The following is a 21,360-nucleotide window of genomic DNA, read 5'->3' on the forward strand; positions in this document are numbered from 1 at the left end:
TTTGTGACTCAAGCCAACTAACAATAATTACACGAAACGCTGGTCAGACCAGTGGGTATCTACAGGCACCCTGATGGCTATTTCACAGGAAATCTCATACCGGCTGGAACGGATGATTCTCGACGGTGGGCTTGCGCCAGAACAAAAAATACCCTCGGAACGGCAACTTGCCGAACGCTTGCGGGTGTCTCGATCGGTTATCCGTGAAGCACTCCATGAATTGCAGGGGCGTGGCGTGATCGAAACCCGTCACGGAAAAGGCTCTTTCGTCTCCACAATGGTGCCCGGGTCTGCTGATCTTCGTGAACAGGGTCCTTTAATGCACCTCTTTGAAGGTCACCCGCGAACACTCTATGACTTGCTTGAGGTGCGAGAGCAGTTAGAGGGACAAGCAGCCTTTCTTGCGGCACAGCGGGCCACCAGTATTGATCGTCACCGAATAGCCAAGGCCTTCCGCGCTCTGGAAGAAACCGACCCTATTAGCAATGCACGCCCGGATCATGGTTTCCACCTGGCGATTGTCGAAGCCTCTCACAATCCAATACTGGTTCACGTGCTCAATAGCCTGAAAAACATGATGCTGATGACCGTTCAGGCGTCGGTTGCCAACCTCAACCCGCGTGCAGAGATGCGCAAGAAAATTGTTCTTCAGCACAGACAGCTGTACGAGGCGGTTATTTCAGGCAAACCAGCCAGCGCCCAGAAGGTTGCCATGGCCCATGTTCGCTTCGTCAGCAAAGCCATGCGCGATATGGAAAAAGAAGGCAGTACGCTGATCCGTATTCCCGTTGAACAAGAGGGCCAGGACAGCCAACGGGGCACACACGACTGAAACCAGCAAAATGCTTGCATTGGACACTCATTCCGCCACAATAAGTTGCGGGCATCAACGCTGAAAAATCGTAAAACTGTGTGGATAAGGTGTTGATTTCCACCTCCACAGTCCGTAAAACAATCGCCTTTGAACGACAGCTTCAGGAGCCACGCATGGCGGACCAAGCGCCTTTGATCTGCAGGGACATATACAAAACCTTTGCCCAGCTTGAAGTGCTGAAAGGTATTTCACTGGAGACCCGCAAAGGCGATGTTGTTTCCCTCATCGGCAGCTCCGGTTCCGGCAAAAGCACCTTCCTGCGGTGTATCAATCTGCTGGAGACACCCACGTCTGGCGATATTATTGTGCATGGGGACCCTATCCGGTTTACCAATAACCGCAAAGGCGAGCGAATTCCTGCCGACAACAAACAGGTGGAATTAATCCGCGCCAAGCTTTCCATGGTGTTCCAGAGCTTTAACCTCTGGTCACACATGACGGTACTGGAAAACATTATTGAAGCGCCGATCAACGTGCTCAAAGTTCCGAAAAAAGAAGCCATTGAGCGCGCTGAAGCCTACCTGAACAAAGTCGGCATATACGAGCGCAAGGATTACTATCCGGCGCAAATGTCCGGCGGCCAGCAGCAGCGGGCAGCAATTGCAAGGGCATTGGCCATGGAACCAGAGGTCATGCTGTTCGACGAGCCAACCTCTGCGCTGGACCCGGAACTGGTTGGAGAAGTGTTAAAAGTTATGCAGAGCCTGGCCGAGGAGGGCCGCACCATGATCGTGGTAACGCACGAAATGGCGTTTGCAAAGGATGTGTCGACCCAGGTGCTGTTTCTGCACCAGGGCGTTATCGAGGAGCAGGGAACACCCGAGAAGGTGTTTGACCACCCGGACTCGGAACGCATGAAGCAGTTCCTGGCTCCCAAGTTCTGACAGGCGGTGCTATCGTAACCGGTGTTGGACATAAAACTTCCATAAAAAATAACGCCTGAGAGGCGATCCACTGGAGAAGTGACACATGAAAAAACTGATGATTGCAGCAAGTTGCGCCCTGGCTATGTTTGCCAGCGGTGCCCAGGCCGAAGAGCGCAATCTGCGTATTGCTTTCGACGTACCTTATGAACCATTTGAGTATAAAGACGAAAACGGCAACCTGACAGGCTTCGAAGTAGACCTGGCTACGGCCATGTGCGAAGAAATGAAGGCCGACTGCGAATTCGTCATTCAGGCGTGGGACGGAATGATTCCGGGCCTGCTGGCCCGTAAATTTGATCTGATCATGTCTTCCATGTCGATCACCGCAGAGCGTGCGGAGCGGGTTCTTTTCTCCGAGCCATACTACAACACTCCAGGCGGCTGGTTTGGACCTGAGAGCTTCAATGCTGATGTTACCGACATGGACGCCATGAAAGGTAAAACAGTGGGCGTTCAGCGTGGCACCACCATGGATACCTTTGTAACCGATGAAATGAGCGGCGTTGTAACTATCAAGCGTTACACCACTGCAGATGACATGGTTCTGGATCTGGAAGGCCAGCGTCTGGATGCGGTATTTGTTGACTACCCGGTTGGCGAGCAAACCGTTCTTACCAAAGACGGCTTCAAGGAAGTCGGCGAGCCCGTCAAGCTCGGTGAAGGCGTAGGTGTTGCCATGCGCAAGCGCGACAAGGACATTGCTGACGAAGTGAACGCGGCCCTGCGTAAGCTGAAAGAAGATGGCACCTACGACGCCATCATGAAGAAGTACTTCGCCTACGACGTCAAGGTCTGATCGTTCAGATCTGACACTACGAGCCTCAGGGGGAGCCGTAACGGCTGCCCCTGACTACCGGACACTCCCATGTTTGATCTGAAAGGCTATGGTCCGGCCCTGCTGAACGGGGCGGTTGTTACCATCGAACTCGCCTTCCTGTCTCTTGCCCTCGCATTGGCGCTCGGGTTAATTGGTGCTGCTGCAAAGCTGTCAAACAGCCGGGTAGCGGTTGGCATAGCTACGTCCTACACCACTTTGATACGTGGCGTTCCCGATCTGGTGATGATGCTGCTGTTCTATTACGGTGGTCAGGTGGGCGTGAATATGCTCTCGGACTATATCTGGGCAACCTACGAAATCGATTTTTTCTTCCAGTTCAATCCGTTCATTTCGGGTGTGGTAACGATCGGGCTTATTTTTGGTGCCTACATGACGGAAACCTTCCGGGGTGCCTTTCTGGCAGTTGAAACCGGCCAGATTGAAGCAGCGCGCGCCTACGGGTTCAGTCGCTGGCATACGTTTCGCAGGGTGATGGTTCCGCAAATGTTGCGCCATGCCCTGCCCGGCATCGGTAACAACTGGCAGGTGCTGCTTAAAACCACAGCGCTGGTTTCCATCATTGGCCTCACGGATATGGTTCGTGTGGCCGAGGAAGCAGCCAAAGCAGAGCGCATGCCGTTTCACTTTTTTATTCCGGTGGCGTTTGTATATCTCGCCCTTACGGCAGGCTCAGAGCTTTTCATAAAGTGGCTCGATAAACGAGCGAACGTCGGCGTGATTCAGGAGAATTAATGATGCCTCCCGATTTTCTCGCTGCGTGGCTTAACAAGAACGATATTTTTACAGCCATGACCATCATGGAATACTGGGATGGCATGGTTACGACCGTCCAGCTGGTATTTCTGTGCCTGATCATCGGGCTGATTTTTGCGGTTCCCCTGGCCATTCTGCGCACGGTTAAAAATCCGTTTGTGTCTGGCCCGGTGTGGTTTTACACCTATATTTTCCGTGGCACGCCGCTGCTGATTCAGCTTTACATTATCTACTATGGCGTCGCCCAGATTCCCGGCATCCAGGAAACCTTCTGGTGGGAGATTTTCCGGGAGCCTTTCTACCCTGCCCTGCTGGCGTTTACTCTGAATACCTGCGCCTACACCACTGAGATTATTCGCGGTGCGATTATTTCGACCCCCCACGGTGAAATAGAAGCGGCTAAAGCCTATGGCATGAACTGGTTTATGCGGATGCGGCGCATTGTGCTGCCAAGTGCAGCGCGGCGGGCGGTTCAGGCGTATTCCAATGAGGTTATTTTCATGCTGCACTCGAGTGCGATTGCGAGTGTGGTAACCATTGTGGATCTTACGGGTGCGGCGAGGAATATTTACTCGCGGTTTTATGCGCCGTTTGATGCGTTTATCTTTGTGGCGCTCTGCTACATGGTGCTGACGTTTATTCTGGTGTTTGCGTTCCGCAAACTTGAGAATCATTTATTGCGGCATCAGCGGCCTGTGGGTTCCTGAGTTTTCATCGATCATCAAACTTCTATGTCTGTGCAAGGTCTGTCAGGGCATCACCTTCCGGGAGACGCTACGAGCACATCCATGTGGGCTTGACTGAAGCCATCCATGGCTTCAGACACTCCCGGAAAGGCTATAACCGCCCGCCCTTCGACCTTTTCGGGGAGCCTTCATGACAGAAAACGCACCAATACACTTATTTGATGCCCACCCTGATTGGCTATCGCACACGCTTGCCAACGCCACAGCAGATCTTCCGGAAATCAAAACCACTCTCCCGGACGGCACCTGCATAAGCCGCAAAGCTGTTGGTGTTTTACACCTAACCCCTCCCGCCGGTAGCGCCAATCCCAATCAGGAGGCGCTGATTATCTCCGCGGGCATTCACGGTAATGAAACCGCACCCATTGAGGTGCTGAACGCGCTGGTCAGTGAGCTGCTTCACGAAGAGTGGGAACTGGCGTGCCCGCTTTTACTGATTCTGGGGAACCCGCCGGCTATGGTGGCCGGGGAGCGGTTTCTGGAGGCGAATCTTAATCGGCTGTTTAACGGTGCTCATGCCAGGCCGGAATATGATGGGCTAACTGAAGCAGCTCGCGCAAAGTTTCTGGAGGACACTTGTCGTCAGTTTGCCATGACGCATCCGCAGGCCTTGTCCCATTACGATTTGCATACGGCTATAAGGCCATCCAAACGAGAGAAGTTTGCGCTTTATCCGTATGTTGCTGGTCGGCGGGTGCCGGAGGCGCAGTGCGATTTTCTGGTGGAAGCGGAGGTAGAAACACTGTTGCTTCAGCACAAGGCGGGCACTACGTTTTCGTCGTTTTCATCTTCTGTGCTGGGCGCAGAGAGTTTTACCGTCGAACTGGGCAAGGTCAGGCCTTTTGGCGAGAATGACCTGGCGCGTTTTGACGGAATCAAAACGGCTTTGCGTAGACGTTTTCGTGGCAAGCCGCGCCCGGGAAAGTTGCCGCAACCTGACCACTTCACCGTCTTTGAAGTGGTGCATGAGATTCTGAACACCGGGAAAAACTTCCGGTTTCACATCCCGGATGATGTGGCCAACTTTACGGAATACCCGCCTGGTGCCGTTATCTGGGACGATGACGATACCTCTTACCAGGTTGGTGTAACCGCCGAGGCCATTGTGTTTCCCAACCGGGATGTGCCGGTTGGCCAACGTGTGGGCCTGATGATCAGGCCCAGGTAACACTGTAGGCACAGAGGTCTAGGCCGGAGCGTTTTCCGGCTCTGCAACTTTCACTTTGATCAGCTGTGTGCAAACTGCCGGGATGACCAAAAGAGTCAGTACCGTTGAAGCGAGAAGACCCGAGATGATGGCCCAGGCCATGGGCGGCCAGAGTGTAGAGCTGGAGAACGCCAATGGCAGCAAGCCGGCCACGGTTGTTGCGGTGGTCAAGAGGATGGGGCGGGTTCTCTGCATCACTGCTTTGCGCATGGCTTCGTGGATGCTTTCACCGTTTTCCAGCTCCCTGTCCATCACGTCGAGCAGCACTATGGCGTTGTTCACCACAATGCCGACCAGGGCAATCACGCCAAGCAGCGACTGGAACCCGAAAGGCGATCCCGACAGCACCAGCCCCGGGAATATACCAACGGTGGCCAGGGGCACGGTCAGCAGGATGATGCCAACCCGCCGGAACGAGTTGAACTGAAGCAACAGGAAGAACAGCAGCAAGAGTATGCCAATTGGCGCGGCGGTTAACAGAGCACCGTTAGCATCTCCGGAGCCTTCGGCATCGCCGCCCATTTCCAGGCGCGTGCCTTCAGGCAGAGGGCTGTCTTCCAATGCAAGCTGCAATCCGTCCAGCGCCTGGCTGAAGCTGTAGCCAGTCAGCAGGTTTGCCGTCACTGTATTAAGCCGGGTACCGTTTCGCAAATAGCGCGCCGCAGGCTCCCAGGTAGTTTCTACACTGGCAACAGCGGATAGCGGAACCGCTTGTCCAAGATCGTTGTAGATATTCACGGAAAGCAGGCGTTCCAGGGGCAGCGATGTGCCTTCCTGGGACCGCAGCACGAGTGGAATCGGGTCTTTTTCCTGCCGGTAACGCTCAGCGACAACACCAAAACTCTGGCCATAAAGGCTCTGGGCCACATCGGCCCGGGTGAGTCCGTATCTTGCAGCGGTGGCATCGTCCACGTTGATCGCAATGCTTGGTACGCCAATGTCCAGATCGTGCCTGACATCCACGGTACCCTCAACCTGCCGTAAAGCGCTGAACAACCGCTCTACGGCATGAGTGCGCTCCTGGTCATCAGCGTGATAAACGCGAACCTCCACCGGGGCAATACTTGGAGGCCCCTGCCCGAGAACACCCACACCTACATCCAGCTCGGGCATCTGTTCACTCACATGGGTTCGAATCCAGCGAATCATTTCGGTGGTGTCTTCCAGCGTCGGCGTCGTCACCACCAGCCGGCCTCTGTTCGGCGCCTGGGGTGCACGCTGGAGGTTGTAATAGAACGAGGGCCCGGTATAGCCGACAAAGCGATGGATTTTCAGCGCATTCGGCCGCGTACGTATGGCTTGTTCCAGATCGGCCGCGGCTTCAGCGGTGCGCGCTTGATCCGTGCCTTCCGGCATAAAGAGTTCAACAATAACCTGAGGCCGATCGGCATTGGGAAAGAATTGCTTCGCCATAAAAGGCGTCACGGCCAGACTCATCACAACCAGCAAGGTACCAGCGGCGATCAGTCGACGGGGGTGACGATAAACCAGACCACCGAGGAACCTGGCCAGACCAATCAACCGGTCAGCCTCGGCGTTGCGGCGGGGTTTGAGGAACCGGGCCGCCAGCAGAGGCACCACAGAAATCGCCAGCAAATAACTGACAGACAGAGTAAGCATGATCATCACCGGCACGCCTCGGGTAAAATCTGCCGCTCCGCCTTTGGCAAGCAGAAGAGGTGCAAAGGCCGCAAGAGTGGTTCCGGTGGAGGCGCCAAGTGGCCCGGCGAGCTCGCTGACGGCATTGCGTAAGGCATCCAGACGACGCATGCCCTCATCCAGGTGGCCCTGAATGTTTTCAACAATCACTATGGCGTTGTCGATCAGAATACCCAGCGAGATCACCATGCCGATAACCGCAATCTGATGCAGCACACCTCCGCCAAGATCGTAGAGACCAACGCTTATCAAAGCCACCATCGGTAGAATAGAGGCCACCAGCAAGCCCATCCGGATACCCATGCCGGTGAACACTACGGCGACAATGATCAACACTGAAAGCACGAGGCTCCAGGCCAGATTATCCAGGCGATCCGAGACATTATCCGGCTGAAAGAACATCTCGCGGATTTCGTAGGGCTCAAAGTCAGGGCGAATTTGCGCGACCCGCTCCCGCACTCGTTCGCCAAAACGGATCGCATCCGTCGTGCCCTCTTCCATAATCAATGACAGCAGTACGACCCGCTCACCGTCAAACCAGGTCTCCGGTTGCCTCGGTTCGGCAGGACCTCGCCATACATCTGCGGCTGCTGCCAGCGGTACCTGAGAGCCATCGGGTAACTGAATGGGGGTTGCACGAATGGCATCAATGTCGGCAAATTCGGTGTTGGGAAGCACCGACAAACGGCGCCCGTCCACAACCACAAAACCACCGGGAGTAGTCTGGTTGCGCTGTGCGAGGGTTTGCAGTATCCGCGCCGGTGAAATGCCCAGTCGATACAATGCAGCATCATCCAGAGCCAGAGTAATCTGTTCGTCGGCATCCCCTTCCAGCTCAATACGGGACATTCCGCCAAGGTCGGAGAGATTTTGTTTAAGCCGTTCGGCCACATCCGACAGTTCGCTCACCGAAGGCGCGCCACCTATGGCCAGCACAATGGCCGGGTTGTCTATCAGGCGGTCATCCAGAGCCATCTGGCCAACATCATCGGGGAAATCCTGCTTTGCACGTTCCATCGCTTGCCGGATACGGTCCCAGGCCGGGTCCGTATCGTATATGTCACTATCAAGGCGAAGCCTCACCAGTGCGACGCCGGTGCGAGCTGTGCCTTGTGAGAAGTCCACTTCTTCTACCTGGCGAAGCTCATCGGTCAGCGGTCTCAGCACCAACCGTTCGACAGCATCGGCACTGGCACCGGGATAGCTCACCGAGATCAGGCCGGCACGGTACGGAAATGAGGGATCTTCCTGGCGCGGCATGGTGCTGTAAGCCGCGATACCCAACAGGCAAAGCATGGTAACCACCATGCCCAATAATCGCTGGAAGTTGAGCAGCCGGCGCGTCATCAACGCACCTCCACGGCATCACCGTCTGCAAGGCGAGTTATGCCCGCATAAACCACCTGATCGCCTGGCTTCAGCTCACCCGTGCGCACCACAACGCGCTCACCCACCACACGCTCAACCTGTATAGGCACTCGCCGGGCCACACCCTCTCGCACCCGGAATACCATCATGCCGTCCTCGCTGCGCACTACCGACAAAAGAGGAACGGTGATGGCAGATTCCCGATTCGGCGTGATGCCTACCTCAACTGGCTCACCCGTATCCAGCATATTTATGGGCAGACTGACCAGAACCGGATGCAGCTCACCACGGATTGCACCGGCCTGGGCAATTTCAACAACAGAACCAACAACCGGGGCCTCGCTGCGGTTCTGCACAGACCATACAGGCAGTTCCTGATCCAGAGACACATGCCCAAGCAGGTACGCCGGCACCCGAACCTCTACTTCCTTGCCTTCAGGTGAGGACATGCGCACAACCGGTTGGCCCGCCGCTACAAACTCGTCTTTTTCCACCAGCAGCGCCTCAACACGTCCGGCAAACGGCGCTCGCAAGGTGCTTTCCTCCAACAGTTGAGTCGCCTCAGCCAGCGCAGCCTGAGCTGTGGCCACGCTGGCCCTGAGGGAATCCCGGCGGGCCGCAATCTGCTCAAGGTTTTGCTCAGAAACCACACCACGCTCGTGTAGCCGGCTCGAACGTTCCCACTCACGTTTGGCCTGATCGTAACCGGTGTTCAGCTCTTCCAGCTTGGCTTTTGCGGAATCCCGTGCAGGCTCCAGTGCCGGGTTGTAGGCCCGGGCAAGCACATCGCCGGCAGCGACCGTCTGGCCCAGCTCTACCGCCCGCTCCTTCAGAGTACCGCTGATCTGGAACGTAAGAGTTGCTCTCTGGGTTGACCGGACAATGCCGGAAAAACGCAGGGTTATTTCCTGGGCCTCTCCCCCGGTGACTTCTGAAACGCGCACTGACACCGCGTGCTCACCCGGTGACTCCGGCGCATCAGCGGCTTTGCAACCGGAAAGTAAAAGGGCGCAGGCCACGAGAAAAATAAGGGCAGTAGGGATACGGAATGGTGTCATAAGGTGTCCTTTCTTCCTTGCTCATGTTGATATCGATACCGCTTCCTGCGGAAATCCGGTTTATTTGTTGCGACATAATGTCATTCTTTGACATTATGTCAATAATCAGCTTTCATTCTCCTGCTGGCAAACAGCCGGCAGAAAGCCCCTGACGAGAGAATCTGATGACTGAACCGCTGAAAACACGCCGCGAACGGGAAAAGCAGGCCCGCTACGACGCTATTCTGGACGCCGCAGAACGGGTCTTCTCGGAAAAGGGTTATGAGCGAACATCCATGGATGATATTGCACGCACGGCCAGCCTGAGCCGGGCGTTGCTGTATGTTTACTTCAAGGATAAGGCCGCCATTCAGAGGGGTATTATGCTGAGGGCCGGGCAGAGCCTGTCTGAGCGCTTCCGGAAAGCGAGACAGACCGCCGATACCGGGCTGGGGCAAATACGGGCTATGGGAGAATCCTACTACCGCTTCTATCTGGACGAACCGGACTATTTTTCGGCGCTCACAAAAGCGTCAACCGCTATGGCAGAAGCCGACGAAACCCAGGCCATGGAAATGCTTTGCTCGAAATCAGAACTCATGGAACTGATGACAGACGCCATCGAACTTGGGCTTGAAGACGGCACCATGAGCCGCCAACGCATCCATAGCCCGGAGCAGACGGCGCTTTACCTGCGAGGCGCCCTGCATGGAACCATTCTGCTATGCCAGTCGGAAACCGGTGCGAGCGATGGCAGCTTTCCCGCTGAGAATCTGATCCGGCACACGATGGACATGCTCACGTCGTCAATCGCCGCCTCCTGATGAGGCTCTGAAAAGCACCTAGATCTGGAAATCGTAGATAGAGCCCAATCCCAGAATACCGGTCAGCTCATCCAGCGCTTTGCGCACCTCATCCAGCAGCATGGGGTCAGCCAGGTCTTCCCGCGCAAGCTGATCACGGTAATGGGCTGCAACCCAGGTGGTCAGGCGCTCATATAGCGTGTCGGTCAAAATCACGCCGCGGTGCATGGCCTTCAACTCGTCATCATTCAGAACCACACGTAAGCGCAGGCACGCAGGGCCGCCGCCGTTGCGCATGGACTGCTTGACATCAAAAACTTCCACCGCCGTAATCGGCCCGCCTGCGGCCAGAAGCTTATCCAGATAACGGCTCACAGACGCGACTTCCCGGCATTCGCCCGGAACCGCCAGCAACATGCCGTCGGGCGTATTCAGCAGCTGGCTGTTGAACAGATACGAGGCCACTGCATCCTCCAATGGCACCTCCGCACTGCTGACACGAACGGCCTCCAGATTTGCTCCGATGAGGCGCGCACGGATATCGGACAACGCCTGGTCTTCGTTCAGGAATGCCATGTCGTGATAGAACAGGGTGTTGCCGTTGCCTACCGCAATAACGTCGTTGTGAAATACGCCGGCATCAATGGCGGCGGGGTTCTGCTGTGCAAACACCCGGTTCCCGTCTTGCAGACCATGCAGGCGGGCGACAGCCTGAGAGGCCTCAAGGGTCTGCCGGGCCGGGTATTTTTGCGGAGCCGGCGCCTGTTCGTTAAAGGCTGCCTGACCATACACGAACAGCTCCACCCCCGGCTCTCCGTAACGACCGCAAAGGCGGGTATGGTTGGCTGCGCCCTCGTCGCCAAAATGGCTGACCGAAGGCAGTGCCGGGTGATGGGCAAAATACGCATCATCCGCGAAGATAGACTTCAGCGTTCGACCGGTCACGCAGTGCTCAATGGAGCGGTGGAACTTGGCGCTCAGGTTAGCCGGTGTGAAATGCACCCGGTGATCGCTGGTATCGGCACTGGGTGAAACGGTAGCAGCATTGGCTGTCCACATTGAGGAAGCCGAAGATACGGCAGCCAGGATGGAAGGGCTGGATTTTGCAGCCCGCTCAAGAATCTGCGCGTCTGTGCCACTGAACCCGAGTGCTCTCAACGATGGAATATGAGGGCGCTCATGGGGAGGCAAAATGCCCTGAACATAACCGCGGTCGGCCAGGCGCTTCATTTTGGCCAAACCCTGAAGCGCGGCCTCCCTGGGGTTGGAAACCGCATTAACATTGGATTTGGACGCCACATTACCCCAGGAAAGCCCCGCGTAATTGTGGGTAGGGCCAACCAGGCCATCAAAATTTGCTTCTACCGCATGCTTTTCCATGATTTGGAATTCCGTCCGTCCGGATTCAGGGTGTCAGGGCCAAGAAACAGCTATTCAGGAATCAAAGCTCAGGCCCGGCGCCAGTTTTTCCGGCACTTCGCTTTTGCCAGCCTCAAGCGATGCCATGGGCCAGGCGCAGTAATCTGCAGCATAGTAGGCACTTGCACGGTGGTTACCGCTTGAACCCACGCCGCCAAAAGGTGCCGCACTGCTCGCTCCGGTCAACGGGCGGTTCCAGTTGACGATGCCGGCCCTGGCCTCCTCAACCAAACGTTCGTAAAGCTTGCGGTCGTCGGTAAGGATGCCGGCAGAAAGTCCAAAACGGGTATTGTTGGCCAACTCAAGGGCATCATCAAAACTCTTGTACCTATAAACCATTAGCAGCGGCCCGAAGAACTCTTCATCTGGCAATTCCAGCCCGGTTACATCCACAATACCGGGCGAAAGAAGGCCGGTGTCCGGTTTCACCTGCCTCATTTCCAGCAGGGATTTTCCGCCCTTCTCCAGCATATCGGCCTGTGCGGCCAGAAGCTTTTCCGCCGCTTGAACTGAAATGACCGAGCCCATAAACGGTTGAGGGCTGGCATCAAATTCCCCCACCTGAATACGGGCAGACACTGCCACCAGGCGGTCCAGAAACTCGTCGCCTTTCTTGCCTTTGGGCACCAGCAACCTGCGGGCACAGGTGCATCGCTGGCCGGCGGAGAGAAACGCTGACTGCAGGGCGTGATGCACTGCACCGTCAATATCAGAGATATCCTGAACGATCAGCGCGTTGTTGCCACCCATTTCCAGAGCCAGAATTTTCTCGGGCTGACCACCGAGCTGCTGGTGCAACAGATGGCCAACCGTCGAGCTGCCGGTAAAGAACAGGCCGTCAATCAAGGGATGGCTGGCGAGTGACTTACCGGTATCGGCAGCTCCCTGAACCAGATTGATAACACCATCCGGCAGCCCGGCTTTTTCCCAGAGTTTAATCGTCACCTCCGCCACGCCGGGCGTCAGCTCACTGGGCTTGAAAACAACCGTATTGCCTGCCAGTAAAGCCGGCACAATATGGCCATTCGGGAGATGGCCAGGGAAGTTATAGGGGCCAAAGACGGCAACCACGCCGTGGGGGCGGTGCCGCAACACTGCGTGACCGCCAGCGACATCCGATTCGGAGTGCCCGGTGCGGTCATTGTAGGCCTTCACCGAGATTCCGATCTTGCCGATCATGGCCGCCACTTCTGTACGCGACTCCCACAGGGGCTTTCCTGTCTCCAGCCCTATCTGATGCGCCAGCTCTTCTTTGTTCGATTCCAGCAGTTCGGCAAAGGCCTCAATAACCGCCTGACGCTCAGCAAAGCTTTTTCGGCGCCATTTCAGAAAGGCAGTCCGTGCGCCACGCACCGCCGCATCGACATCCGCAAGGCTGCCGCCTGTGCCTTCCCAAACGGTATCGCCGGTAACGGGCTGAACCGACTCAAACTCTGGACCATGACCCTGAAGCCAAAGCCCGCCAATAAACAGTTCGCCTGTCAGGTTTGCCATATTACTAGATCTCCCGTTACTGCAGATTCATGAATTTCGGCCTGCCGCTTTCACCGCAGTTTTTGCCCTGTCCTTCAGGGGTGCCAGCCGCACAGGATCACCAGTTTCAATCTGCAAGGCTTCGGCAACATCGGGCGGCAGGCTGACGGTATCCGTGCCAACACAGCTGGCAGGCACCGTTGTTACCCGGAAATTGCGGAACGAGCGATTGGACACCATTACCCGTTCTGCGGCCGGGACATCAAGATTGACCGCTTTGCGGGTTACCATGGCGTGGCGGTTTCTGCTGTCGCGAACCGTGCGGATTGTGTGCACGAATGCCTCCACTACGGGGCCACCGTCAAAGATGTCCACCAGACCGTTAAAGTTAAACCCCTCGGCCTGCAGCATCTTCAGTGCCGGCGCCGTATTGCTATGGACCCTGCCAATAACCGCTCGCGCCGAATCCGGCAGCATAGGCAAATAAATGGGGAACTTGGGCATAAGCTCTGCAATAAACGCTTTATTCCCAAGCCCGGAAAGCATATCCGCTTCCATGAACTCCATATCAAAAAATTTGCTGCCCAAAGCATCCCACAGTGGGCTAAGACCTTGCTCATCAGACACGCCGCGCATTTCAGCAAACACCTTTTCCGAGAAATGCTTGCGAAACTCATCCATATACATGAACCGACAGCGTGAGAGCAGCAAGCCGTTTCCACCACCCTGATAGTCGTCAGAGAGTAGCAGCGAACATATCTCACTGGTGTCGGTCATATCATTTGTGAGGTGCAACGTGGGTGTGCGCACGTGAACGCCCAACTCTTTCGAAGCGTTTACAGTAACGCTGAGCCGGTAGTTATAGAACACTTCATCCAGGCCGACCCGCGCCTGAATACCACTGATTCCGACCGCTTTTCCGGTTTCTGTATCTTCAAGGGCAAACAGGTACAGAGCGGCTTCCGGAGCGCAGCGCTGGTTAAAAGTCTCCCGGGCGAGATTGATCTTGCGCTGCAACAGATCCCTATCGGCAGGCAGCGTGGTCAACCCCTTGCCAGCCTTCTGTGCCATGGCATACAGATCTTCAAGATCTGATTCCTGAAGGGGGCGGATCAACAGCATGCTGCAACCCTCCTGAGGTAAATGCGCATCATAGTGGTGCCACCCTCACATCATCACCGGCGGTTTTGCCCAGCAGCTCCCAGACGCCCACATGCACCTTTACGCCGCCTCTGTCGAGCGTGCCTCCAAGGCTATCGGTTGCTCTGGCCAGAGTACAACGGAACCCGGCACCCTCCCCTGCAGAAATCAGACAGGTATCTCCACCTTCCTCGCTGGCGCCGTGCAGGATTTTCGGACGACTGGTAACCAGTGTGTGCAAGGCATCCGTGCGCGCCTCAAGAACCGGCCCACCATCAAAAATGTCCAGATAAGAGCCTGCCTGAAACCCTTCACGTTGCAGCAGTTCAAGATTCGGCACGGTCAGCTCATGGGGTTGCCCGAGGGCCGCCTGGGCAGCCTCGGAAAGCAGGGTGACATACACAGGGTTGGGGGGCATAAGTTCAGCAATAAAGGTTTTACTGAGCAGGCCGGAATACTGGTCGGCGGTTTCAAAATCCATATTGAAAAAATGACGCCCCAGGCTGTCCCAGAAAGGAACGCTGCCATCCGCAAGCTGAACGCCCTGAATCTCTACTGCAACACTTTGGGCGAACCAGTCCCGGTGCCCGGCGATAAAAAGTATCCGGGCTCGGGATAGCAGCTCGAACGCCTCCGTATTCCGCAGTTCGGGCGTGATGGAAAATGAGCAAAGCAGCGAGTGATCGGTCAGCGCATGGCTGGGATACAGAACATCAACCCGGCTGGAGATACCGAGTTCGTGGGAGGCATGGATGAGCGCATCGCGGCGATAGTTATAGAACGGCTGGCTATTACCCGCACGGGCATTAATGCCCGCTGTTCCATGTATCCTGCCGGTGGATGTGTTTTCGAGCACAAACAGAAATCGTTGTGGCCTGGCACCGGCGGTGGTTGGTTTGCCCGCCAGAGATGCAAGTGAGCGCTCTATTTTTTCCGCAAGAGCATCACGCTGCCGGGGCAGCGTGGATGAGAGGCGGGCGGTTTCTGAGCCAGCCGCGCCTGCAATCTCCAGTATCTGGCCCACGTCATCAGGTACTGCCGGACGTACCAGCCACATAAAAGCTCCTACGCTGTAAGTTTTTTCACCGCCGCTTCAAACCGCTCAAGCGCTTCATCAATGTCAGCATCCGGGATGATCAGCGAAGGCGCCAGCCTGATCACGTTGGCACCGGCGATCAACACCATCACACCTTCATCCAGGCCTGCGTTCAGGAAGTCTTTCGCCCTACCCTCCCACTTCTCGGTCAGCACGCAGCCCAGCAACAGACCCGCTCCGCGAACCTCACTGAAAATCCCATAGCGCTCACCGATATCCATCATACCCTTGCGCAGATGATCGGAGCGGGCCTTCACGCCCTTCAGAATGTCTGGCTGACTGACGGTATCGATTACCTTCTGGGCGACAGCACAAGCCAGAGCATTACCACCGTAGGTGCTGCCATGAGTACCTACCCCGAGGCTGGCTGCAACTCTGGCGGTGGTCAGCATGGCGGCAACCGGGAAGCCACCGCCAAGACCCTTGGCGGTGGTAAGAATGTCTGGCACTACACCGTACATCTGGTAGGCGTAAAGGTGGCCGGTGCGGCCCACGCCTGACTGAACCTCGTCAAAAACCAGCAGCGCGTCATTGTCATCACAAAGCTGGCGCAAACCTTCCAGGAATTCCGGGTCGGCTGGCACCACGCCGCTCTCACCCTGGATAGGCTCTACAACTACGGCACAGGTTTTAGCTTTTGAAATCAGCTTTCGTACCGATTCCAGATCATTGAAATCAGCATGGTGAATGCCACCCGGTGCCGGCTCAAAGCCTTCGAGGTATTTGGGCTGACCGCCCACACTTACGGTGAACAGAGTACGACCATGAAAGGCATTCTTGAACGAGATAATTTCATGCTTCTCCGGCCCGGTATGCTCCCAGCTGTAGCGGCGAGCCAGTTTGAAAGCCGCTTCGTTGGCCTCGCCACCAGAGTTTGCAAAAAATACCCGCTCAGCAAAGGTCAGATCACTCAGTGTTTTCGCCAACCGCAGAGCCGGCTCGTTCGTCATCACGTTGGAGAGGTGCCAGATTTTCTCTGACTGCTCCTGCAATGCTCCAACCAACCCGGGGTGTGAATGCCCAAGACAATTCACGGCAATGCCACCCTGGAGATCTATAAACTCACGGCCATCCTGATCCCATATCCGGGAACCCTCTCCTCGCACCGGAATGATCGAACCGGGGGCGTAGTTGGGTACCATGACTTCATCAAAAAGTTCGCGGCTGACAGGTTCTTTGTGCATAGATCTCTCTCAGAAAAGCAGTTAAGCCTGTAAAAATAGTAGAGTTGCCGGCGCGGGCAAGTACGTAGGTGTGCGGACCAATAGCTGATGATACGCCACTCAGGGCATAAGCACATCCGGCTCTCCGACCGCAGGCAGTTCGATTACAGATTGTACCTTATCATTCCGGCCCATCAGTGCCTTGACCAGCAACTTGTAGGAGTCCAGATCAAAGGTCACGGACTGGCCACGCAGTGACAGATCGTGAAGCTCATGTTCGTCATGCAAGGTAGCAACGTGCATCCAGTTGTAGACCACCAGAATATCAGATTGTTCTCTATCCTCTCTGCGCTCGACAATCGCCACCGGCCCTTTCCACGGCCAGGTTTGCAAACGAAGCTCGTGAAATGCGATCTGCACCCTCAGATTATAGCGAACAACGTCCTCAGTGCCCTCGCAGGCGCCTTTGCACCGCCCGAGGGCCCGTTGAAAACATGGGCCTTCATGCTCCGGCTCAAGCCCAAGCAACCGATTGCACAACTCGTTTTTTGCAACAATGCCGCTCAGAGCGCGCTCGGCATCCCGCTTGCTGCGAAACAGTCCGTAATAGCTGGCAAGACGATGCGGTTCTATTTCCCTCACCAGCCGCGCCTGCAGATAACCGGAATCATTTGGCGCAAGTTCAATACTCACCAGGTTTTTAGCTGCGCGGGAACGGCGGTTGAAAAGTGGATTGAGCGTTTTGATCTCCCGCAGCTCCAGCAACAAAGCCCCAAGCTCACCGGCGGTTTCTGTGCATTCCACCCGACGCAGGCTTTCAGAGATGCGCACGCCACGGCTGGTGTTGTGATCCCCGGAAAAGTGCGAGGCCACCCGCTGGGCGATATTGGTGCTCTTTCCGACATATAACAGCACATCGTTTTCGCCGTAGAACCGGTACACACCGGGGCCACGCGGTAATTCTTTCAGGGTATCGAGAGGTAAATGCGAAGGAATGCTCGGCCTCTGCAGCAACTCGGCAACCGCTTCTTCTATCTGCGCATCCCCTTTCTCCGCCAGCGCATGCCTGAAGAACGCCAGCATTGCGGAAACATCGCCCATAGCCCGGTGTCGCTGTACCTGATCCAACCCGTGCCGTTCAATCAGCACATCCATGTTGTGCTTACGGAACTCCGGGTACAGCCGGCGCGAAAGCTTCACCGTGCACAGGACTCGTGTTGAGAAAAGCCGCCCCAACCTGCGAAACTCCGATTTAATAAAACCGTAATCAAAACGCGCGTTATGGGCCACGAATACGGTATCCCGAAGCATCTCTTCGAGCTCATCGGCTATGGCTTCAAATAGCGGCGCATCGGCCACCATGTCATTGGAAATACCCGTTAAGCGCTCGATGAAAGGAGAAATGCGAGTGCCCGGGTTCAGCAGAGTCTGCCACTCGCCTGTTGTCTCGCCCGCTCGCCAGAAACGGATTCCGATCTCGGTGATGCGGTCGTGGGACAGGTTCCCACCGGTAGTCTCGATGTCGAGAAACGCAAACGTGGTGTTCGTGAGATGAGTACTTTTGGAGGTCATGACACCATCTTAATACCGAAAGATAGGTGCAGGCACCTGTATAAAAACGAAAAGCTGCCATAGACCTTCGTCTTATTATTATGCAAATTTATTTGAATTGTTATGAAATGGTAACTATCTTGACTGCGGGTCCTACAAAAATAATTGTCTAATGTGTGGAGACAACAACAATGCAAAGCAACAAATTGAGAATGGCTATTCGTGCGACGGCCGCTGTAGCAGTGCTGAGTGTAGCTGGTCAAGCGAATGCACTTAGTCTGAATGTTGGCGACGACGTTGAAGCCAGCCTTTACGGTTATGCGCGTCTGAACATGAGTTACGATCTGAACGATGACCGTGCAGTATCGACCCGCGCAGGCTCTTTCACTCCTGCCAATCAAGACATCGAAGGGCACTTCGGCGCTGATGCTCAGCAAAGCCGTTTGGGCGTGAAGGTAAAGCACAGCTCTGGCGTTGGCATTACGGTTGAAGGTGACTTCCGCGGTTCAGGCAACAGCGCTGGCAGCCTCCGCCTGCGTCATGCATACGGCGAGTACAACGGCTTCCTGGCCGGTCGTACCTGGTCCAACACTATCAGCTTCATAGCCTCCACCCCGGTTCTGGATTTTGACGGCGTCGCAGGCGGCTTTGGCAGCTGGGACCGCACCGAGCAGCTTCGTTACACCACTGGCGGAATGTCCTTCTCTATCGAGGATCCGAGCGCACAAGCAACCGTTGATGGCACAGGTCGTACCTCCGCACCGGCGCTGACTGCCCGTTTCGAGAATTCCGCAGATGCGCTTTCGTTTGCTGCATCAGCGGCTGTCAATCAAGTTACATCCGATGACGGCACCAACGATGACAGCGCATTAGGCTATGCAGTTTCAGGCGGCCTCAAACTTAAACTGAGCGACATGTTTTCTGTTATGGGCTCGCTTACCTACACCGATGGTGCCACCGGCTATCTGTGGCGTTCGGGCAGCAACTACTTTGGCCCAAGCGCATACCTGGACGGTAACAGCGTTGAAACTATCGCAGCCTACGGCGGTAACGTCGGCGTCAGCATGGCGCTGGGCGGCGGCAGGAGCATTAACGTAGCTTATGGTATGACATCAATGGATCTGGACGATGCGGTTGCGAACTCTTCGCTGACCAATGCCGCACCAGAAACCAACCAGAACCTTTTCGTCAACTATATGTGGACTCCAGTTAAAAACGTCATGATGGGCGTAGAATACGGTTACTTTGATCAGGAAACCGTTGCCGGCGACTCTGCAGACGCAAACCGTCTGATGTTCGCGGCACAGTACAGCTTCTAAATCGTACTGTTAAGCAAATAGAAAATGCCCCGGATTTCCGGGGTATTTTTGTTTCTGACCTTACCGCCTCAAAACGTCATCGCACCACTGATGCACCGCAACCTCTGAAAACGGTAAATCAACCGCTTCCCCACCGACAAACTCATGCCATTGCTGCAGAAATTTGCGTTTTACCACTGTCAACACTGGTATGCCCACATCCAGTAGCTGAATAAACTCTGTGCGACAACCTTTACCATCTATTTCCTGCTGACCAAACCGGTTCACGATAACCAGCCTGGGGGGCTGCTCCAGCAAAGCGCGCAGCACGCTGGTCGCCTCTGCCAGGCCATGAGGGTCCAGACAACAGGATTGCGACTCTTTTCCAAGGTTCTGTGCAATGGAATATTCCTGTCCTGTCTCCAGGTCCTGAAGCGCCATAGGTTTGCGCCGCAAACCCTGCTCATTCAGTGCCATAGCCAGCCCGGCCACTCTGTCGCCTCGGCGGTTCAGTTTCTCGGCCACCTGGTGCAGCAGCTTATCCACGGGCTGATCATCGTTATCGTAAATAATGGCCGCAAGATTCAGCTCTGTGCTCATACATTTAATACCTTCAGACTTTGCTTGAAGAGCCTATCGGGTTTGGGGCTGTGCGCATTGCGCTGGATCAGAAATGCCTGCCTTTGTTTAAACCTACTCCCCCGCTCGCAATCGGGTTCGGACGCCCCGGGTGGTCATCACCCCAAGCACCTCTACCAACGACCATAGACCCCGATCATGCTGCCGGGGCGGCTTGCCTTGCCCCATGCGACCAAGCTGGCGCGCGTACCAGCTCACTTCCATCAGAGCCATGTTATCGATTGCCTTGATACCAGTCTTGATCGGTCTTACCAAGCTGGTAAAAGATTCTCCCGACATGATCCGGTTTGGCAAATCCGGCTCCACCGCCAGCGGCCGGGCCAGTCCCACCAGATCCGTCGCTCCGGAAGCAACGGCATGGGCCATACCCTCACTGGTACGAAAACCTCCGGTAACCATCAAGGGCACAGCTGTTCGCTCACGAACCTTCTCAGCAAACTCCAGAAAGTATGCCTCACGGGCGAGCGTGCTCTTCTTTACTTCGGCATCTCCTTTGCCCTTTTCGCTTCCCTTCGCCATCGCAGGATTCTCATAATTGCCGCCTGAGATCTCTACCAACTCGGTTCCCTCACTTGCCAGAGCATCAATAACCGACAAAGACTCCTCCTCAGTGAAACCGCCGCGCTGAAAATCTGCAGAGTTCAGTTTAATGCCTACACAAAAGCTGGCCTGCGTTTTCGCGCGAATCGCTCTGTAAATTTCGAGCACAAACCTCATCCGCTTCTCAGCCGACCCACCCCATTCATCGGTGCGCTGATTGTGGTGCGGGGACAGGAACTGGCTAACCAGATACCCATGGGCACCGTGTATCTGCACACCATCAAACCCCGCCTTCTCGGCAATGGCAGCACTGCGGGCAAAGCGCTGCACAATATCCTCAATCTCCGGCCCCGTGAGCGCCCTGGGCGTTCCGAACATGCTCTGCATGTCTTTGCGGAAAGGGATTGCACTCGGCGACACCGGTTCCTTGTTGAGCATTTTCGGGATCTGCTTGCCCGGATGGTTCAGCTGCATCCAGATCTGCTTGCCACCAGACTTACCCGCACTTGCCCAGGCCTTCAGCAGCTCGATATCCCGCTCATCCTCAAGAACCACATTCTGCGGTTCACCAATATGCCGGCGATCCACCATCACGTTGCCCGTAATCGACAAGCCGGTTCCTCCTTCAGCCCAGGTGCGGTAAAGCGTGACCAGATCTTGCGTAACCCGGTTATCAATCGTACCCAGAGCTTCACTCATCGCAGACTTGGCGAAGCGGTTCGGAATAACCGTACCGTTCTTGAGTTTCAGCGGTTTCGAGAGTATTTCGGCGGGATTCATGGCGAGCGTCTCTGAGGGATTAGCAATCACTAACTAACAGGGAGTGAGGA

General features: G+C 55.6%; 18 protein-coding genes. 8 read left to right on the top strand and 10 right to left on the bottom strand.

All coding sequences use genetic code 11. The features are described from left to right. Window positions 1–73 precede the first annotated feature (73 nt). The 6 genes from ACN0RL_RS02505 to astE all read left to right on the top strand — a co-directional run bounded on the left by ACN0RL_RS02505 (window position 74) and on the right by astE (window position 5,305). On the top strand, window positions 74–832 hold the full coding sequence (locus ACN0RL_RS02505) for an FCD domain-containing protein (protein WP_417513353.1): 759 nt from the start codon (window positions 74–76) through the stop codon (window positions 830–832). 155 nt (window positions 833–987) lie between these two features. Further along, window positions 988–1,758, top strand: a complete 771-nt coding sequence (locus tag ACN0RL_RS02510) for an ABC transporter ATP-binding protein (RefSeq protein WP_417513355.1) — start codon at window positions 988–990, stop codon at window positions 1,756–1,758. Between the two features lie 85 nt (window positions 1,759–1,843). Beyond that, window positions 1,844–2,596, top strand: a complete 753-nt coding sequence (locus ACN0RL_RS02515) for a transporter substrate-binding domain-containing protein (protein ID WP_417513357.1) — start codon at window positions 1,844–1,846, stop codon at window positions 2,594–2,596. Between the two features lie 69 nt (window positions 2,597–2,665). Then, entirely contained in the window at window positions 2,666–3,370 is a 705-nt protein-coding gene (locus ACN0RL_RS02520) for an ABC transporter permease (RefSeq protein WP_417513359.1), read from the top strand. Further along, window positions 3,370–4,098: an ABC transporter permease gene (locus ACN0RL_RS02525; RefSeq protein WP_417513361.1), complete on the top strand. Its 729-nt coding sequence runs from the start codon at window positions 3,370–3,372 to the stop codon at window positions 4,096–4,098. Before ACN0RL_RS02520 ends, ACN0RL_RS02525 begins: the two co-directional genes overlap by 1 nt. 169 nt (window positions 4,099–4,267) lie before the next feature. After that, window positions 4,268–5,305, top strand: a complete 1,038-nt coding sequence (gene astE, locus ACN0RL_RS02530) for a succinylglutamate desuccinylase (RefSeq protein ID WP_417513363.1) — start codon at window positions 4,268–4,270, stop codon at window positions 5,303–5,305. Between the two features lie 18 nt (window positions 5,306–5,323). Here the strand turns inward: astE and ACN0RL_RS02535 are convergent, their stop codons facing one another. Together ACN0RL_RS02535 and ACN0RL_RS02540 are read right to left on the bottom strand one after the other, a co-directional pair. Beyond that, a complete protein-coding gene (locus ACN0RL_RS02535) occupies window positions 5,324–8,350 on the bottom strand; it encodes an efflux RND transporter permease subunit (protein WP_417513365.1) in 3,027 nt (1,008 codons plus the stop codon). Next, on the bottom strand, window positions 8,350–9,429 hold the full coding sequence (locus ACN0RL_RS02540) for an efflux RND transporter periplasmic adaptor subunit (RefSeq protein ID WP_417513367.1): 1,080 nt from the start codon (window positions 9,427–9,429) through the stop codon (window positions 8,350–8,352). The genes ACN0RL_RS02535 and ACN0RL_RS02540 overlap by 1 nt, the downstream gene beginning before the upstream one ends. A gap of 164 nt (window positions 9,430–9,593) precedes the next feature. Between ACN0RL_RS02540 and ACN0RL_RS02545 the strand changes: the two genes are divergently transcribed. After that, a complete protein-coding gene (locus tag ACN0RL_RS02545) occupies window positions 9,594–10,232 on the top strand; it encodes a TetR/AcrR family transcriptional regulator (RefSeq protein WP_417513369.1) in 639 nt (212 codons plus the stop codon). 18 nt (window positions 10,233–10,250) lie between these two features. Here the strand turns inward: ACN0RL_RS02545 and astB are convergent, their stop codons facing one another. The 6 genes from astB to ACN0RL_RS02575 all read right to left on the bottom strand — a co-directional run bounded on the left by astB (window position 10,251) and on the right by ACN0RL_RS02575 (window position 18,074). Further along, window positions 10,251–11,591, bottom strand: coding sequence for an N-succinylarginine dihydrolase (astB, locus tag ACN0RL_RS02550; protein WP_417513371.1), 1,341 nt, complete (start codon window positions 11,589–11,591; stop codon window positions 10,251–10,253). A gap of 54 nt (window positions 11,592–11,645) precedes the next feature. Continuing rightward, the gene (gene astD / locus ACN0RL_RS02555) at window positions 11,646–13,124 is read right to left on the bottom strand and encodes a succinylglutamate-semialdehyde dehydrogenase (protein WP_417513373.1); all 1,479 of its coding nucleotides are present in this window, start codon (window positions 13,122–13,124) and stop codon (window positions 11,646–11,648) included. Window positions 13,125–13,151: 27 nt separating this feature from the next. After that, complete coding sequence (gene astA / locus ACN0RL_RS02560; protein ID WP_417513375.1) at window positions 13,152–14,225, bottom strand: arginine N-succinyltransferase; 1,074 nt, start codon at window positions 14,223–14,225, stop codon at window positions 13,152–13,154. A gap of 28 nt (window positions 14,226–14,253) precedes the next feature. After that, window positions 14,254–15,300, bottom strand: coding sequence for an arginine N-succinyltransferase (locus ACN0RL_RS02565; RefSeq protein ID WP_417513377.1), 1,047 nt, complete (start codon window positions 15,298–15,300; stop codon window positions 14,254–14,256). A gap of 8 nt (window positions 15,301–15,308) precedes the next feature. Further along, complete coding sequence (locus tag ACN0RL_RS02570; protein WP_417513379.1) at window positions 15,309–16,523, bottom strand: aspartate aminotransferase family protein; 1,215 nt, start codon at window positions 16,521–16,523, stop codon at window positions 15,309–15,311. A 99-nt stretch (window positions 16,524–16,622) separates the two neighbouring features. After that, window positions 16,623–18,074, bottom strand: coding sequence for an exonuclease domain-containing protein (locus ACN0RL_RS02575; protein ID WP_417513381.1), 1,452 nt, complete (start codon window positions 18,072–18,074; stop codon window positions 16,623–16,625). A 170-nt stretch (window positions 18,075–18,244) separates the two neighbouring features. Between ACN0RL_RS02575 and ACN0RL_RS02580 the strand changes: the two genes are divergently transcribed. Continuing rightward, window positions 18,245–19,372: a DcaP family trimeric outer membrane transporter gene (locus tag ACN0RL_RS02580; protein ID WP_417513383.1), complete on the top strand. Its 1,128-nt coding sequence runs from the start codon at window positions 18,245–18,247 to the stop codon at window positions 19,370–19,372. 60 nt (window positions 19,373–19,432) lie between these two features. On the opposite strand, the gene ACN0RL_RS02585 is transcribed toward ACN0RL_RS02580, so the two are convergent. Together ACN0RL_RS02585 and ACN0RL_RS02590 are read right to left on the bottom strand one after the other, a co-directional pair. Next, window positions 19,433–19,951: a DUF2478 domain-containing protein gene (locus tag ACN0RL_RS02585; RefSeq protein ID WP_417513385.1), complete on the bottom strand. Its 519-nt coding sequence runs from the start codon at window positions 19,949–19,951 to the stop codon at window positions 19,433–19,435. A 93-nt stretch (window positions 19,952–20,044) separates the two neighbouring features. Then, a complete protein-coding gene (locus tag ACN0RL_RS02590; protein WP_417513387.1) occupies window positions 20,045–21,310 on the bottom strand; it encodes an NADH:flavin oxidoreductase/NADH oxidase family protein in 1,266 nt (421 codons plus the stop codon). Window positions 21,311–21,360 lie beyond the last annotated feature (50 nt).

This window comes from Marinobacter sp., assembly GCF_048259445.1.
GTDB lineage: Bacteria > Pseudomonadota > Gammaproteobacteria > Pseudomonadales > Oleiphilaceae > Marinobacter.

Bases quoted from the DNA above. Each gene is read 5' to 3' on its own strand.
- astE (WP_417513363.1), top strand. From the start codon at position 4,268: ATGACAGAAAACGCACCAATACACTTATTTGATGCCCACCCTGATTGG.
- ACN0RL_RS02510 (WP_417513355.1), top strand. From the start codon at position 988: ATGGCGGACCAAGCGCCTTTGATCTGCAGGGACATATACAAAACCTTT.
- ACN0RL_RS02545 (WP_417513369.1), top strand. From the start codon at position 9,594: ATGACTGAACCGCTGAAAACACGCCGCGAACGGGAAAAGCAGGCCCGC.
- ACN0RL_RS02565 (WP_417513377.1), bottom strand. From the start codon at position 15,300: ATGTGGCTGGTACGTCCGGCAGTACCTGATGACGTGGGCCAGATACTG.
- astB (WP_417513371.1), bottom strand. From the start codon at position 11,591: ATGGAAAAGCATGCGGTAGAAGCAAATTTTGATGGCCTGGTTGGCCCT.
- ACN0RL_RS02575 (WP_417513381.1), bottom strand. From the start codon at position 18,074: ATGACCTCCAAAAGTACTCATCTCACGAACACCACGTTTGCGTTTCTC.
- ACN0RL_RS02515 (WP_417513357.1), top strand. From the start codon at position 1,844: ATGAAAAAACTGATGATTGCAGCAAGTTGCGCCCTGGCTATGTTTGCC.
- ACN0RL_RS02535 (WP_417513365.1), bottom strand. From the start codon at position 8,350: ATGACGCGCCGGCTGCTCAACTTCCAGCGATTATTGGGCATGGTGGTT.
- ACN0RL_RS02580 (WP_417513383.1), top strand. From the start codon at position 18,245: ATGCAAAGCAACAAATTGAGAATGGCTATTCGTGCGACGGCCGCTGTA.
- ACN0RL_RS02520 (WP_417513359.1), top strand. From the start codon at position 2,666: ATGTTTGATCTGAAAGGCTATGGTCCGGCCCTGCTGAACGGGGCGGTT.
- ACN0RL_RS02505 (WP_417513353.1), top strand. From the start codon at position 74: ATGGCTATTTCACAGGAAATCTCATACCGGCTGGAACGGATGATTCTC.
- astA (WP_417513375.1), bottom strand. From the start codon at position 14,225: ATGCTGTTGATCCGCCCCCTTCAGGAATCAGATCTTGAAGATCTGTAT.
- ACN0RL_RS02525 (WP_417513361.1), top strand. From the start codon at position 3,370: ATGATGCCTCCCGATTTTCTCGCTGCGTGGCTTAACAAGAACGATATT.
- ACN0RL_RS02585 (WP_417513385.1), bottom strand. From the start codon at position 19,951: ATGAGCACAGAGCTGAATCTTGCGGCCATTATTTACGATAACGATGAT.
- ACN0RL_RS02590 (WP_417513387.1), bottom strand. From the start codon at position 21,310: ATGAATCCCGCCGAAATACTCTCGAAACCGCTGAAACTCAAGAACGGT.
- ACN0RL_RS02540 (WP_417513367.1), bottom strand. From the start codon at position 9,429: ATGACACCATTCCGTATCCCTACTGCCCTTATTTTTCTCGTGGCCTGC.
- astD (WP_417513373.1), bottom strand. From the start codon at position 13,124: ATGGCAAACCTGACAGGCGAACTGTTTATTGGCGGGCTTTGGCTTCAG.
- ACN0RL_RS02570 (WP_417513379.1), bottom strand. From the start codon at position 16,523: ATGCACAAAGAACCTGTCAGCCGCGAACTTTTTGATGAAGTCATGGTA.